This window comes from Pseudomonas sp. D5(2026) (assembly GCF_057766845.1).
On the sequence record NZ_CM173421.1, the window covers coordinates 1,270,664 to 1,285,101 of the forward strand.

12 protein-coding genes are annotated in these 14,438 nt (G+C 62.3%); 6 read left to right on the plus strand and 6 right to left on the minus strand.

The window, feature by feature from the left end; all coding sequences use genetic code 11:
* Positions 1-335: 335 nt before the first annotated feature.
* Together AC3B5Q_RS05835 and AC3B5Q_RS05840 are read right to left on the minus strand one after the other, a co-directional pair.
* On the minus strand, positions 336-467 hold the full coding sequence (locus AC3B5Q_RS05835; RefSeq protein WP_003254821.1) for a hypothetical protein: 132 nt from the start codon (positions 465-467) through the stop codon (positions 336-338).
* 138 nt (positions 468-605) lie between these two features.
* Positions 606-3,485: a ribonucleoside-diphosphate reductase subunit alpha gene (locus AC3B5Q_RS05840; RefSeq protein WP_021783305.1), complete on the minus strand. Its 2,880-nt coding sequence runs from the start codon at positions 3,483-3,485 to the stop codon at positions 606-608.
* Positions 3,486-4,425: 940 nt separating this feature from the next.
* Between AC3B5Q_RS05840 and AC3B5Q_RS05845 the strand changes: the two genes are divergently transcribed.
* Together AC3B5Q_RS05845 and AC3B5Q_RS05850 are read left to right on the plus strand one after the other, a co-directional pair.
* Positions 4,426-5,124: a response regulator gene (locus tag AC3B5Q_RS05845; protein WP_103444803.1), complete on the plus strand. Its 699-nt coding sequence runs from the start codon at positions 4,426-4,428 to the stop codon at positions 5,122-5,124.
* Positions 5,121-6,728 (plus strand): ATP-binding protein, encoded by a 1,608-nt coding sequence (locus AC3B5Q_RS05850; RefSeq protein WP_021783307.1) that lies wholly within the window; start codon positions 5,121-5,123, stop codon positions 6,726-6,728. The genes AC3B5Q_RS05845 and AC3B5Q_RS05850 overlap by 4 nt, the downstream gene beginning before the upstream one ends.
* A 3-nt stretch (positions 6,729-6,731) precedes the next feature.
* Here AC3B5Q_RS05850 and AC3B5Q_RS05855 read toward each other — a convergent pair whose 3' ends face one another.
* On the minus strand, positions 6,732-7,433 hold the full coding sequence (locus AC3B5Q_RS05855; RefSeq protein ID WP_021783308.1) for a 4'-phosphopantetheinyl transferase family protein: 702 nt from the start codon (positions 7,431-7,433) through the stop codon (positions 6,732-6,734).
* 246 nt (positions 7,434-7,679) lie between these two features.
* Positions 7,680-8,471: a dienelactone hydrolase family protein gene (locus AC3B5Q_RS05860; RefSeq protein ID WP_021783309.1), complete on the minus strand. Its 792-nt coding sequence runs from the start codon at positions 8,469-8,471 to the stop codon at positions 7,680-7,682.
* 129 nt (positions 8,472-8,600) lie between these two features.
* On the opposite strand from AC3B5Q_RS05860, the gene AC3B5Q_RS05865 reads away from it, so the two are divergent.
* From AC3B5Q_RS05865 to AC3B5Q_RS05880, 4 genes are all read left to right on the plus strand, one after another.
* Positions 8,601-9,206, plus strand: coding sequence for an outer membrane beta-barrel protein (locus AC3B5Q_RS05865; RefSeq protein ID WP_010952338.1), 606 nt, complete (start codon positions 8,601-8,603; stop codon positions 9,204-9,206).
* A 195-nt stretch (positions 9,207-9,401) separates the two neighbouring features.
* On the plus strand, positions 9,402-10,079 hold the full coding sequence (locus AC3B5Q_RS05870) for a response regulator (RefSeq protein WP_021783310.1): 678 nt from the start codon (positions 9,402-9,404) through the stop codon (positions 10,077-10,079).
* Complete coding sequence (locus AC3B5Q_RS05875; protein WP_021783311.1) at positions 10,076-11,422, plus strand: ATP-binding protein; 1,347 nt, start codon at positions 10,076-10,078, stop codon at positions 11,420-11,422. The genes AC3B5Q_RS05870 and AC3B5Q_RS05875 overlap by 4 nt, the downstream gene beginning before the upstream one ends.
* Before the next feature lie 349 nt (positions 11,423-11,771).
* Entirely contained in the window at positions 11,772-13,094 is a 1,323-nt protein-coding gene (locus tag AC3B5Q_RS05880) for a dicarboxylate/amino acid:cation symporter (RefSeq protein ID WP_021783312.1), read from the plus strand.
* A 151-nt stretch (positions 13,095-13,245) separates the two neighbouring features.
* Here AC3B5Q_RS05880 and tsaA read toward each other — a convergent pair whose 3' ends face one another.
* Positions 13,246-13,938 carry a tRNA (N6-threonylcarbamoyladenosine(37)-N6)-methyltransferase TrmO gene (gene tsaA, locus AC3B5Q_RS05885; protein WP_028698166.1) on the minus strand — a complete coding sequence of 231 codons (693 nt, stop codon included), beginning with the start codon at positions 13,936-13,938 and terminating at the stop codon, positions 13,246-13,248.
* Between the two features lie 6 nt (positions 13,939-13,944).
* Entirely contained in the window at positions 13,945-14,406 is a 462-nt protein-coding gene (locus AC3B5Q_RS05890) for a YehS family protein (RefSeq protein ID WP_021783314.1), read from the minus strand.
* Positions 14,407-14,438 lie beyond the last annotated feature (32 nt).

A 14,438-nucleotide genomic window follows, 5' to 3' on the forward strand; every position in this document is an offset into this window, starting at 1 on the left:
TCTCGTTTACATCTGAATGTGTTCTGGCTTGTACCTGGCCAGGCCTCTGGGAGGGGCCAGGACAATTGAATAGGTGCTCTTTTCAGAGGGCGCAAAGTATACCGGAATTCACCTTTGATCGGGGCGCGGGTGTTGCCGGCGAGGGTAACTTTTTCGACCGGTTTGGCGTGCGTCCGTTCACGAAACAGGTGGCTTCTTCTACGGGGGGAGAGTGTAGCGCTAACCTATATGTTGTGCCAGTTTAAATTTAAAGGCACACCATATGGTGTTTCTTGAAGACTGCGTTGGCGAAATCGGCCTCACCGCGGGCTTGCCGGCGATGAGGCCAACTACCACTAGCTACGGTGGGTATACAGCGTTTCGACAATGTGTGTCTTGGGGTGCTTGCGTGCCTGTTCCACCGAGGTGAAACGGCCGGTTTCTGCGTTGCGACCAATCTTGCGAGATGCCAGTTTTTTCCGCGCCATGGGCTTACATCCTTTTTGAGAGGTCCTGTTCTTTTACCGAGCTGCGTGAACAGTGGGCAAAGGGCAAGGTTTCTCTGAGGCGCGGATACAAAAATGCCGCGCGGGGCACCGTTGGGCACCCCGCGCGGCATTCAGGCCTTACTGGCAGGCTTCGCAGTCAGGCTCGTCGATCGCGCAGGCCTTCGGCACTGGCGCAGGGCCGGCTGCCTGGACCGGGGCGCTGTCGCCACCGCTGGAAACGGCGTTGAGCTTGCCGGTGTTGATGGTCGACTTCTCGGTGCTGGTCGCGGCCAGGGCACGGAGGTAGTAGGTGGTTTTCAGGCCACGGTACCAGGCCATGCGGTAGGTCACGTCCAGCTTCTTGCCCGAGGCGCCGGCGATGTACAGGTTCAGCGACTGAGCCTGGTCGATCCACTTCTGGCGACGGGAAGCCGCGTCGACAATCCACTTGGTCTCGACTTCGAACGCAGTGGCGTACAGGTCTTTCAGCTCTTGCGGGATACGCTCGATCTGCTGAACCGAACCGTCGTAGTACTTCAGGTCGTTGATCATGACCGAGTCCCACAGGTCGCGGGCCTTGAGGTCGCGAACCAGGTACGGGTTGATCACGGTGAATTCGCCCGACAGGTTCGACTTCACGTACAGGTTCTGGTAGGTAGGCTCGATCGACTGCGACACGCCGGTGATGTTGGCGATGGTCGCGGTTGGTGCGATGGCCATGATGTTCGAGTTACGAATACCTTTCTGTACGCGGGCACGTACCGGCGCCCAGTCCAGGGTTTCTTCCAGGTTGACGTCGATGTACTTCTGGCCACGGGCCTCGATCAGGATCTGTTGCGAATCCAGCGGCAGAATGCCCTTGGACCACAGCGAACCCTGGAAGGTCTCGTAGGCGCCGCGTTCATCGGCCAGGTCGCAGGAAGCCTGGATGGCGTAGTAGCTGACCGCTTCCATCGACTTGTCGGCAAATTCGACGGCAGCATCGGAGCCGTAAGGAATGTGCTGCAGGTACAGCGCATCCTGGAAGCCCATGATGCCCAGGCCGACCGGACGGTGCTTGAAGTTCGAGTTACGCGCTTGCGGCACCGAGTAGTAGTTGATGTCGATCACGTTGTCGAGCATGCGCACGGCGGTGTTCACGGTGCGTTGCAGCTTGGCGGTGTCCAGCTTGCCGTCGACGATGTGGTTCGGCAGGTTGATCGAGCCCAGGTTGCAGACCGCGATCTCGTCCTTGTTGGTGTTCAGGGTGATCTCGGTGCACAGGTTCGAGCTGTGGACCACGCCCACGTGCTGCTGCGGCGAACGCAGGTTGCACGGGTCTTTGAAGGTCAGCCATGGGTGGCCGGTCTCGAACAGCATCGACAGCATCTTGCGCCACAGGTCTTTGGCCTGGACGGTCTTGAACACCTTGATCTTGTTGTACTCGGTCAGGGCTTCGTAGTACTCGTAGCGCTCTTCGAAGGCCTTGCCGGTCAGGTCGTGCAGGTCTGGCACTTCCGAAGGCGAGAACAGGGTCCACTTGCCGTCATCGAAGACACGCTTCATGAACAGGTCAGGGATCCAGTTGGCGGTGTTCATGTCGTGGGTACGACGGCGGTCATCACCGGTGTTCTTGCGCAGCTCGATGAACTCTTCGATGTCCAGGTGCCAGGTTTCCAGGTACGCACACACGGCGCCTTTGCGCTTGCCGCCCTGGTTGACTGCTACGGCGGTGTCGTTGACCACTTTCAGGAACGGTACGACGCCCTGCGACTTGCCGTTGGTGCCCTTGATGTACGAGCCCAGTGCGCGCACAGGGGTCCAGTCGTTGCCCAGGCCACCGGCGAATTTCGACAGCATGGCGTTGTCGTGGATCGCGTGGTAGATGCCCGACAGGTCGTCCGGCACGGTGGTCAGGTAGCAGCTGGACAGCTGCGGGCGCAGGGTTCCGGCGTTGAACAGGGTCGGGGTCGAGGCCATGTAGTCGAACGACGACAACAGGTTGTAGAACTCGATCGCACGGGCTTCCTTGTCTTTTTCTTCCAGCGCCAGGCCCATGGCCACACGCATGAAGAACACCTGCGGCAGCTCGAAGCGCACGCCATCCTTGTGGATGAAGTAGCGGTCGTACAGGGTCTGCAGGCCCAGGTAGGTGAACTGCTGGTCGCGCTCGTGGTTGATCGCCTTGCCCAGTTTTTCCAGGTCGAAGTCGGCCATGGCCGGGTTCAGCAGCTCGAACTCGATGCCTTTGGCGACATAGGCCGGCAGGGCCTTGGCGTACAGGTCAGCCATCTCGTGGTGGGTGGCGCTGTCGGCTACATTCAGGAAGCCCAGGCCTTCGGCGCGCAGGGTGTCCATCAGCAGGCGGGCGGTAACGAACGAGTAGTTCGGCTCGCGCTCGACCAGGGTACGGGCGGTCATTACCAGGGCGGTGTTGACGTCCTTGATGGCTACGCCGTCGTACAGGTTCTTCAGGGTTTCGCGCTGGATCAGGTCGCCATCGACTTCGGCCAGGCCTTCGCAGGCTTCGCTGATGATGGTGTTCAGGCGGGCCATGTCGAGCGGCGCCAGGCTGCCGTCAGCCAGGGTGATGCGGATGCTTGGGTGCGGTTCGACCACGGCGTCGGTGTTGGCGCGGGTGGCACGCTCCTTGGCGCGCTGGTCACGGTAGATCACGTAGTCGCGGGCGACTTTCTGCTCACCGGCGCGCATCAGGGCCAGTTCGACCTGGTCCTGGATTTCTTCGATGTGGATGGTGCCACCCGATGGCATGCGACGCTTGAACGTAGCGGTAACCTGCTCGGTCAGGCGCGCGACGGTGTCGTGGATGCGCGACGAGGCGGCGGCGGTACCGCCTTCAACTGCGAGGAACGCCTTGGTGATGGCCACGGTGATCTTGTCGTCGGTGTAAGGGACGACAGTGCCGTTGCGCTTGATCACGCGCAGTTGGCCAGGGGCGGTGGCAGCCAGATCCGGGTTGGAATCGGCGGCCTGCGGCACCTGGGCCTGCGGGTTCTCGCGAGTTGTGTCGGTTTGCATGGGTGGGTGTCTCCACAATTTCTATATTGTTCAGGCGCCCTAGGGCGCCCACCGTTCCGTCCACTTGCTCGATGGCCCCGCGGGGATGCGCAATGCATGCGCATCCGCCCGCACGGGCGTACCGACTTCGGGACAGACTCAGGAATAAGGGGCAATGGCTTGCCGCTCCCTGGCCGAAGTCAAAGGTTCTGGGCGGAGCCCAAAATCTGTTGCTGATGGATGCCAGGCCTGGCCTGCAACACCCATGCCCGAACAAGACCCTGGAGGGGCTTGCCTCGGTCGCCTCCGCAGGAGCGGTTTGGCTGCTGAAATCACTTCAAGTTCCGCCCGGAAAATCGCTTGATCTTGCGGGTTGACTTTTGTGTGTGATTTTGCACGAACCCCTATATCTAGTGGTTCGCTGCGATCGGGATACAAGATAATGCGGTATTGGGGGCTTTGCAAGGCGATCGCCTGTGGATAACGTGTGCGTACTTTGTGAGTGAATGGTGGGTATTCGCTGTAGGCCTTGTGCCAAGTGGTTTGCAGTATTTTTCTGCAACGTGACGGCCTTGGGCAGTTTTTTTCGGGCGCGAACCCTGTCACAAAAAACGGTTCAGTTGAGGGGGCGGTAGGGCATGGTTGAAGATCTGGGTGCCTGTGAGATTGAGCGCCGCCCGCGCGGCGCATCGCGAGCTGCGCTCGCTCCTACGTTTGTTTCTGGCCAGTTACGCCTGTTACAGGCGCGCGCGACCGCTTTGTGTGTACGACACGATATCGCGCCGTACGCCAAGGCGTTCGCGCGCAAAGCCCACAGGAATGATTGGCCCGAAACAAACGTAGGAGCGAGCGCAGCTCGCGATGCGCCGCGCGGGCGGCGCTCGATCTCGCAGGCCCCACCCATCTACATTCATACTCTCAGCTGCCCTGACACGATCCCAAGAACAACAAGGCCAAAGCCATGGACCACCCCATACCCCGCATCCTCATCGTGGAAGACGACCAGCGCCTCGCCGAGCTCACTGCCGAATACCTGCAGGCCAATGGTTTCGAGGTCGCGGTGGAGGCCGATGGCGCACGTGCCGCGAGGCGCATCATCGACAGCCAGCCCGACCTGGTCATCCTCGACCTGATGCTCCCCGGCGAGGATGGCCTGAGCATCTGCCGCCGGGTGCGTACCCAATACCCCGGGCCGATCCTCATGCTCACCGCGCGCAGTGATGAACTCGACCAGGTTCAGGGCCTGGACCTGGGGGCCGACGACTACGTCTGCAAACCCGTGCGCCCACGCTTGCTGCTGGCACGTATCCAGGCTCTGCTGCGCCGTAGCGAAACCGTGGATAGCAAGCGCCAGGACCTGGCCTTTGGTGCGCTGCGTATCGACAACCGCCTGCGCGAGGCGCACCTGGGCGAGCAGTTGATCGAGCTGACCGGCGCCGAATTCGACCTACTCTGGCTGTTGGCCAGCAACGCTGGCCGGGTGCTGACCCGCGAACAGATCTTCACCGCACTGCGTGGCGTGGGCTACGACGGCCAGGACCGTTCCATCGACATCCGCATCTCGAAAATCCGCCCCAAGATCGGCGATGACCCGCTTCAGCCGCGGTTGATCAAGACCCTGCGCAGTAAAGGCTACCTGTTCGTCGGCGAGGCACCATGAACAATTCGATCTTTCTGCGCATCTACGGCGGCATGCTGGCCGTGCTGGTGCTGGTAGCCTTGCTTGGCGTGCTTAGCCTGCACCTGGTCAATGAAGTGCGCGCTGCCCAGCATCGCGAGAGCCTGGCCCAGGGCACCTTCAGCCTGATGGCCGACAACCTGGCAGTGCAGAATGAAACCCAACGCAAGCGTTCGCTGCTGATCTGGGAGCGCCTGCTTGGCGTGCCGTTGGCGCTGCAGCCGCTGAGCGCACGCAGCCTTGACGGCAGCCAGCGGGCGCGCCTGTACCGTGGCCTGGTGGTGGTCGAGAAGATTGGCCCGCATGCGGCGCAAGTGCTGCGCAAGGTGGGCCAGGAAGACCTGATGCTGGTCGCGCAGATCAAACAGATCAGCGAGCAGCTGGCGCGGGCCACCCTCTATTTACTGGCCGACGAGCTGGTGCGCTACCCGGTAACCGAACAGCAGCAGCGCCTGGCACAGATCAAGCAGGAAAAAGGCTTCGGCTTTGGTGTCGCCTTGCAACGTATCGAGCGGGTCGGCCTGGACGATGACCAGCGGCGCCGGGTGGAGGAGGGGGACACGGTGATGGCGCTGGGCAAGGATGGTGACTCGATCCGTGTCTTCGCCGGGCTGACGGGCTCGCCATGGGTACTGGAAATCGGCCCGCTGTACCAGCTCAACCCTTACCCGCCGCAGTTGCTGATCCTGATTGCCTTCCTGGGGCTGTGCCTGATCGGCCTGGTGGTCTACCTGCTGGTGCGTCAGCTGGAGCGTCGTGTGTCAGGCCTGGAGATTGCTGCCACGCGCATCGCCCAGGGCAGCCTGGACACCCGCGTGCCGGCCGGCGACGCCGACTCGGTGGGGCGCCTGGCTGCTGCCTTCAATGGCATGGCCGAGCACCTGCAGCGTTCGCTGACCATGCAGCGCGAGCTGGTGCGAGCGGTGTCCCACGAGCTGCGCACGCCGGTGGCGCGCCTGCGCTTTGGCCTGGAGATGATCGAAAGCGCCACGAATGAACAGGCGCGGGCAAAGCACCTGGCGGGCATGGACGGTGATATCCAGGACCTCGACAAGCTGGTAGACGAGATGCTGACCTACGCCCGCCTGGAGCAGGGCGCACCGGCCTTGAAGTTCCAGCGGGTCGATCTGGATGCTTTGTTCGATCGGGTGATCGAAGAGCTGGCACCTTTGCGTGCCGAGGTGCGGGTGGTGCGCGGTGACTGCCAGGGCGCGGATGCCGAAGGCGCCTGGGTCGAGGCCGAGCCGCGCTACTTGCACCGTGCCCTGCAGAACCTTGTCGGCAATGCCATGCGCCATGCCGAGAGCGAAGTGCGCTTGAGTTATCAGCTGGGCCAGCAACGTTGCCGCATCGATGTGGAGGATGACGGCCCGGGGATCCCCGAGGGCTTCTGGGACCGCATTTTCACACCCTTCACCCGCCTCGATGACAGCCGTACCCGTGCCTCGGGCGGGCATGGCCTGGGCCTGTCGATCGTACGGCGGATCATCTACTGGCACGCGGGCCGCGCCACAGTGGGCCGCAGCGAGGTGTTGGGCGGAGCCTGCTTCAGCCTGAACTGGCCAAGGCAGCAGGCACCGCTGTAAAGGTCAGACGCTGACCAGGCTCAGCAGGTGGCCGTCCTGCTGGCAGAACTGGCCTTGCAGCTCTGCGCCTTGCTGCCACTGCGGTGACAGGTCGGTGAGCAGGCGCAAGCGCGCCAGCCCTTCTGCGGACCAGTCGAGCACTTCTGCGTGTTCGAAGTAGAAGCGTTGGCGCGTCAGTGGGTACAGGGTCTTGAACAAGCTTTCCTTCAGCGAGAACGTCAGGGTGACCGTAAGCCCAAGCTGGCGGCGGTCCAAGCGCTCCAGTTCTGCCGGGGTGAGGATTTCGCCCATCAGCCGCTCGGCGCGTTCGTCATCCAGCAAGGCTTCCTGATCCAGGCCCAGACCTTGGCAGCTTTTTTCGCCGGCGACCACCGCGGCGGCCCAGCCCTTGCCGTGTGTGATCGAGCCATGAATACCGGCAGGCCAGATGGGCGAGCGGTCTTCGTGGGTGCCGGGCACGTAGTCGCGGCCGTCCAGGTGCTGCAGCGCGGCACGGGCACATACGCGACCGGCCAGGTACTCGGCCTGGCGCTTAGTCACCGAGCGCAGCAGGCTGGCACTGGGCAGTACGCCAGCGCGCTGGAAGTCGTCGGCGGCCAAGTGGGCAGGGTCGAAGGCGCAACTGACCAGCACCGCGCCGGGCAATGGGTGGGGCAGGGGCCAGTGGTGCTGGAGCGGGGCGCAGCAGGCGGGAAGTGTGTTCATGGCGGTTATTGTGCCAGCTGTGCAAGCGCTAAGGGAGGTGGCGTGGCAGGATGACTTAGCGCAGCCATGAAAACATGGCGCAGATCACAGCGTGATCCGTGTGGGAGCGGGTTTACCCGCGAAGAATCACCGCGGTGGATGGCACGGGCTTCGCCCGTGTTCGCGGGCAAGCCCGCTCCCACACAGATCGCGCCAGCTTTTAGACATTGAGCAAGACAGTTGCTGCCACAACGATTGCACAATCTTTTATTTGAACACCTTCTTGAAGAACGCCTGCATATCCGCCCAGGAACGCTCGTCCGCTGCCTTGTTATAGCCAATGTCCGGCCCCCCATGCTCACCATGGCTCAGCCGATCGGCATCGGGGTTGGTGAAGCCGTGCTTGGCCCCTTCAATGTTGACGAACTGGTAGTTGACCTTGGCCGCATCCATTTCCGCCTTGAACGCGTCCACCTGCTGTTGGGTGACCATGCTGTCCGCAGCGCCATGTTCAACCAGGATGTCCGCGCGCACTACGCCAGGCTTGGCCGGCGTTTTGGTGGACAACGCGCCATGGAAACTCACCACGCCGTCCAGTTTCTCTCCACGACGTGCGGCATCGAGCACCACCTTACCGCCAAAACAGTAGCCGACAGCGCCCAGTTGATGCTTGTTCACATTCGGCTGCTTTTTCAACAGGTCCAGGCCCGCGTCGAAGCGCGCTGCGGCTGCGGCCGGGTCCTTCATCGCTTCGGCCATGAATGCCTGGGCATCCTGCGGGTGCTCGGTGTGCTTGCCATCGCCATACATGTCGATGGCCAGCGCTTTGTAGCCCAGGGCGGCAAGATCTCTCGCGCGGCGCTTGGCATAGTCGTTCAGGCCCCACCATTCATGCACCACAACGATGCCTGGGCGTTTGCCGTCCAGCGCATCATCGTAGGCGTAGTAGCCGACGAGGCGGTTGCCATCGTCGTCCTGATAAGGAATCTCACGGGTCACTACCGCCGCTTGGGCGAGGGCGGCGCTGCACATCAGGGTCAGGGCCAGCAGGGCTCGCATGTTCACTACTCCTTGTTTTGCTGTCGGTTCGTTCAGCCGGGGTTCAGCCAGGGTTCAGTCGCGGTTCAGGGTGCCCTGATTACTCTAGCTTCCAGACCGAAACAGCGCACCCAACTGGAGTATCCAGCCATGAAAACCTTCAATACCCTGCTTGCCGCCATGGCCGTCTGTGCCGCTGGCATTACCACCGCCCAGGCCGCGGACGACAACTTCGCCAGCCTCACCTACGGCCAGACCAGCGACAAAGTCCGCAAGTCCGGCCTGCTGCAACGCAACACCGACCACCTCAATGCCGACGGTATTATCGGCAAGGACGATACCTGGGGTGTGCGTCTGGGCAAGATCAACGACCAGGGCCGCTACTACATGACTTATGACAACGTCTCGGGTGACCACAGTGGCCTGAAGTTGCGCCAGGAAAACCTGCTGGGCAGCTACGATTTGTTTCTGCCGGTGGGCGATACCACCAAGCTGTTCGGTGGGGGCAGCCTGGGTGTGACCAAGCTCACCCAGGACTCGCCCGGCGCCAGCCGGGATACTGACTACGGTTATGCCTACGGTCTGCAGGCCGGTGTGATCCAGGACATCACCGACAAGGCCTCGGTCGAACTGGGCTACCGTTACCTGCGCACCAATGCCGCGACCGAGGTGGGCGCACATGGCGGGCCGAAGGACGGCACCCTGCGTCTGACCAGCAGCGCCCAGACCTACCTGGCTGCTTCATACAAGTTCTGACGGACGAGCCGCGTTATCCTGTACTGGCCTCTTCGCGGGCACGCCCGCTCCCACAGGCGCTGCACAAACCTCAGAAACCGTGCAGTGCCTTTGGCTTCACAGGTGCTGCACAAGTTTCAGAAACGGTGCGATTGCTGTGGGAGCGGGCGTGCCCGCGAAAGGGTCGGTACAGGCAATACACATAAGGAGCTGCACATGAAACTGCTGGTGGTCGAGGACGAAGCCCTGCTTCGCCATCACCTCTACACCCGCCTGGGCGAAAGCGGCCATGTGGTCGAGGCGGTCGCTGACGCCGAAGAAGCGCTGTACCAGGCCGAGCAGTACCACTTCGACCTTGCCATTATCGACCTGGGCCTGCCCGGTATCAGCGGCCTGGAGCTGATCACGCGCCTGCGCAGCCAGGACAAGACCTTCCCCATTCTCATCCTCACGGCCCGTGGCAACTGGCAAGACAAGGTCGAGGGCCTGGCCGCCGGTGCCGACGACTACCTGGTCAAGCCGTTCCAGTTCGAGGAGCTTGAAGCAAGGCTCAATGCCCTGTTACGCCGCTCCAGTGGTTTCATCCAGTCGACCATCACCGCTGGCCCCTTGGTACTTGACCTCAACCGCAAGCAGGCCACCCTCGACGAACAAGCTTTGGCCCTGACTGCCTACGAATACCGCATCCTCGAATACCTCATGCGCCATCACCAGCAGGTGGTGGCCAAGGATCGCCTGATGGAACAGTTGTACCCAGGTGACGAAGAGCGCGACCCCAATGTCATCGAAGTGCTGGTTGGCCGCCTGCGCCGCAAGCTTGAAGGCGAGCACGGCTTCAAGCCCATCGACACGGTGCGCGGCCTGGGCTACCTGTTCACTGAGCGCTGCCGATGATCCGCTCGCTGCGGGTGCGCCTGATGCTGGCCGCCGCAGTGTTGGCGCTGCTGTTCATGCTGGCGCTGCTGCCGGCTTTGCAGAAGGCCTTCAGCCTGGCTTTGCAGGAATCGATCGAGCAGCGGCTGGCCTCTGATGTAACCACGCTGATTTCCGCTGCGCGTATCGAGCATGGCCGGTTGCAGATGCCGACACTGCTGCCGGACGAGCGCTACAACCTGCCCTACACAGGCCTGCTCGGCTATATCTTTGACCGCGACGGCAAACTGGTCTGGCAGTCGCGTGCCACCGCCGACCGGCACATCAACTACCAGCCGCGCTATGACGGGCGCGGCAACGAGTTCGACCGCATTCACCAGTCCGATGGCGAAGAGTTCTTCGTGTACGACGTCGAGATAAAGCTGCTGGGCGGGCAGAGCGCCGCCTACAGCATTGTCGCGCTGCAGCCCGTGAGCGAGTACAAGGCCACCCTCAATGGCCTGCGCGAAAAGCTCTACCTGGGGTTCGGCGCTGCATTGCTGGCGCTTATGGTGTTGTTGTGGGCAGGCTTGACCTGGGGGCTGCGCTCGTTGCGACGCCTCAGCCACGAACTGGATGAAGTGGAATCCGGTGCACGTGACGGCCTGAGCGGCGAGCACCCACGCGAGTTGCTGCGCCTGACCCGCTCGCTCAACCGTCTGTTGCGCAGTGAGCGTGAGCAGCGCACGCGCTACCGTGATTCGCTGGACGACCTGGCGCACAGCCTGAAGACGCCGCTGGCGGTGCTACAGGGCGTGGGTGAAAGCTTGCAGCAGCGCAGCGGCGAGCGCGAGCAGGCGCGGGTGCTGCAAAGCCAGATCGAACGCATGAGCCAGCAGATCGACTATCAGCTGCAACGCGCCAGCCTGCGCAAGAGTGGCCTGGTACGCCACAGCGTATTGCTGCGGCCGTTGCTCGACAGCCTGTGCAGCACCTTGGCAAAGGTTTACCGGGAAAAACGTGTGGACGTGGTGCTGGAGTTGCCGGCCGCGGCGCAGGTACCGATGGAGCAGGGCGCGTTGCTGGAAATGCTCGGTAACCTGCTGGAGAACGCCTACCGGCTGAGCCTGGGGCAAGTGCGGGTGAGCCTGGTGAAGGCGCCGGGGCATCTGACCTTGTGCATCGAGGACGACGGGCCGGGCGTGCCCGCCGACCAGCGTGAACGCATTCTGGAGCGTGGGGAGCGGCTGGACAGCCAGCACCCGGGGCAGGGCATCGGCTTGGCAGTGGTCAAGGATATCGTCGACAGCTATGACGCCGAGCTGAGCCTTGGCGATTCTCCGCTGGGAGGCGCCGCGTTCAGGATCACCTTCAACCTGGATTGACTCGTAGCCAGTGCCGCCCATTCGCAGGTAAATCCGCGAATGGGCGGCACTGGCAATTCATAATGGGCGGATTTCCGCCATTCCTCCCTGTACAAATTCCGCCACCGGGCGGAAATCCGCCAATCCGCCCTGGGAATATCGCCCTGTCGTTGGGCATTTATCCCTAGTAAATACGGGCCTTGCACCCTTCATGGGCATTTTGGCACCACCCTTGCTATTGATCCTCGCAGAGGCCTGCCCAGGCAGCTCGAACACAACGACAAATCCCTCCAAGTGCAGGAGGGTTAGCGATTCAGGTGCCCCCATCACCCTGGGAAGGGTGAACCGGCACACTTGAGGAAAATTAGCCATGACGACACGTCAGCCGCTGTACAAATCCCTGTATGTTCAGGTGTTGGTCGCCATCACCATCGGCATCCTGCTCGGCCACTACTACCCGGAAACGGGCGTTGCCCTCAAACCCTTGGGTGACGGCTTCGTCAAACTGATCAAGATGGTCATCGCCCCGATCATCTTCTGTACCGTGGTCAGCGGCATTGCCGGCATGCAGAGCATGAAGTCGGTCGGCAAAACCGGCGGCTACGCGTTGCTGTACTTTGAAATCGTCTCCACCATCGCGCTGATCATTGGCCTCGTCGTCGTCAACGTGGTCAAGCCAGGCGCTGGCATGCACATCGACGTCAGCACCCTGAATGCCAGCAGCGTGGCTGCCTACGCCGCCGCTGGCTCGCAGCAGACCACCGTCGGCTTCCTGCTTAACGTCATCCCCAATACGGTCGTCGGCGCGTTCGCCAACGGCGACATCCTGCAAGTGCTGATGTTCTCGGTGCTGTTCGGTTTCGCCCTGCACCGCCTGGGCAGCTACGGCAAGCCGGTACTGGACCTGATCGACCGCTTCGCCCATGTCATGTTCAACATCATCAACATGATCATGAAACTGGCACCGGTCGGCGCGTTTGGCGCCATGGCCTTCACCATCGGCCAGTACGGTGTCGGCTCGCTGGTGCAGCTGGGCTACCTGATGGCCTGCTTCTACATCACCTGCCTGCTGTTCGTGCTGGTGGTACTGGGCGGTATCTGCCGTGCCCACGGCTTCAGCGTGCTCAAGCTGATCCGCTACATCCGTGAAGAACTGCTGATCGTGCTGGGTACTTCGTCCTCGGAGTCGGCCCTGCCGCGCATGCTGGCCAAGATGGAGCGCCTGGGTGCCAAGAAATCGGTAGTCGGCCTGGTTATCCCTACCGGCTACTCGTTCAACCTGGACGGTACCTCGATCTACCTGACCATGGCTGCGGTGTTCATCGCTCAGGCCACTGACACCACCATGGACATCACTCACCAGATCACCCTGCTGCTGGTACTGCTGGTGGCTTCCAAGGGGGCTGCCGGCGTTACCGGTTCGGGCTTCATCGTGCTGGCCGCGACCCTGTCGGCTGTTGGCCACCTGCCGGTTGCCGGCCTGGCGCTGATCCTCGGCATCGACCGCTTCATGTCCGAAGCCCGCGCCCTGACCAACCTGGTGGGCAACGCCGTTGCCACTGTGGTGGTGGCCAAGTGGGTCAAGGAAATGGACGACGACAAGCTGGCTTCGGAATTGGCCTCCGGTGGTGCGCCGTTGATCGATACCCGCCCGACCGACGACCTGGGCGTGGCTGAAGGCCCGGCTCGTTGATAGCTAGTTGAAATGAGAAAGGCGACCCAAGGTCGCCTTTTTCGTGTCTGCGCGGTCCCTTGTGGGAGCAACTGTCTTGCTCAATTTCTAAAAGCTGGCGCGATCCTGTGGGAGCGGGCTTGCCCGCGAACACGGGCGAAGCCCGTGGCCCTCAGCCCAGTACCACTTCCAGCACCCGGATGACGTCCGGCTGCGGGTAATGCCACCTTACTTGCACATCCCAGAACTTCACCCCGTACACCCGCTCAGCCGGTGGTATCTGGTAGGCCGGCCGTGGGTCCTGCGCCAGGCATTGCTCGATCAGTTCCACCAGCGGCTCGCTCAGGCGCAGCGCATGCTCGCGGGCCTGGAGCAGGGCGTTGTCAGCCCAGTGCACGGCAATTGCCACCGGCGCAGCATTGGCCATCTGGTTGCTGGCGCCAGCGATGCTGTCGGCATAAGGCACATACGGCTTGATATCCAGCACCGGCGTGCCGTCGAGCAGGTCGATCCCGGACAGCAGCAGGCGTCCGGGCTCCACGCCCTCCAGGCGTACCACCGACTGGCCGATGCCGTTGGGCCGGTGGGTTGCGCGCGTGGCGAACACCCCCATGCTCTTGTTGCCGCCCAGACGCGGTGGCCGCACTTTCAGACGCGGCTTTTCTTCCAGGGCCTGGTGGAACAGAAACAGCAGCCAGACATGGCTGACCTGCTCCAGGCCTTCGACCGCGTCACCTTGATCGAACGGCGGCAACAGTTCGAGTACGCCACGGGCGGCAGGTGCCAGCTGTGGCTGGCGCGGAATGGCAAACTTTTCCTTGAAACAGGAACGGACGATGCCGACCGGGACAACCGTATGCTGCATGGCCACTCAGCCGCGCACGCGCAGGGTCAGGCCCTTGAGGAAGTTGCGCAGCAACTGGTCGCCACACGGGCGGTAGTTGTCGTGGCCAGCCTTGCGGAACAGCGCGCTGAGCTCAGGTTTGCTGACCGGGAAGTTGACCGACTTGAGAATCGCGTGCAGGTCGTCTTCCTTGAGCTCAAAGGCCACACGCAGCTTCTTGAGGATCAGGTTGTTGGTTACCGGCAGCTCAATCGGCTGCTGCGGGCGGCTATCGTCCTTGCCTCGGCGGTAGATCACCAGGCCGTCAAGGAAGTGCGCCATCACCCGTTCCGGGCAGCGCACGAAGCCTTCCTCTTCTTCTTTTTTCAGGTAGGTGGCCAGCACCAGAGGATGCACTTCGAGGCCAGAGAGCCCAATGATCTCGGCCATCTTGGCGTCGTTCACCTTGAGCATGTAGCGCAGGCTGCGCAGGACGTCGTTGTGGTTCATTGCAGCAGAATCCTGTTCAGGTGCCGCGCGTT

Coding starts and splice junctions, on each gene's coding strand:
- tsaA (WP_028698166.1), bottom strand. CDS start 13,938: ATGCAGCATACGGTTGTCCCGGTCGGCATCGTCCGTTCCTGTTTCAAG.
- AC3B5Q_RS05880 (WP_021783312.1), top strand. CDS start 11,772: ATGACGACACGTCAGCCGCTGTACAAATCCCTGTATGTTCAGGTGTTG.
- AC3B5Q_RS05840 (WP_021783305.1), bottom strand. CDS start 3,485: ATGCAAACCGACACAACTCGCGAGAACCCGCAGGCCCAGGTGCCGCAG.
- AC3B5Q_RS05865 (WP_010952338.1), top strand. CDS start 8,601: ATGAAAACCTTCAATACCCTGCTTGCCGCCATGGCCGTCTGTGCCGCT.
- AC3B5Q_RS05835 (WP_003254821.1), bottom strand. CDS start 467: ATGGCGCGGAAAAAACTGGCATCTCGCAAGATTGGTCGCAACGCAGAA.
- AC3B5Q_RS05875 (WP_021783311.1), top strand. CDS start 10,076: ATGATCCGCTCGCTGCGGGTGCGCCTGATGCTGGCCGCCGCAGTGTTG.
- AC3B5Q_RS05855 (WP_021783308.1), bottom strand. CDS start 7,433: ATGAACACACTTCCCGCCTGCTGCGCCCCGCTCCAGCACCACTGGCCC.
- AC3B5Q_RS05850 (WP_021783307.1), top strand. CDS start 5,121: ATGAACAATTCGATCTTTCTGCGCATCTACGGCGGCATGCTGGCCGTG.
- AC3B5Q_RS05890 (WP_021783314.1), bottom strand. CDS start 14,406: ATGAACCACAACGACGTCCTGCGCAGCCTGCGCTACATGCTCAAGGTG.
- AC3B5Q_RS05860 (WP_021783309.1), bottom strand. CDS start 8,471: ATGCGAGCCCTGCTGGCCCTGACCCTGATGTGCAGCGCCGCCCTCGCC.
- AC3B5Q_RS05845 (WP_103444803.1), top strand. CDS start 4,426: ATGGACCACCCCATACCCCGCATCCTCATCGTGGAAGACGACCAGCGC.
- AC3B5Q_RS05870 (WP_021783310.1), top strand. CDS start 9,402: ATGAAACTGCTGGTGGTCGAGGACGAAGCCCTGCTTCGCCATCACCTC.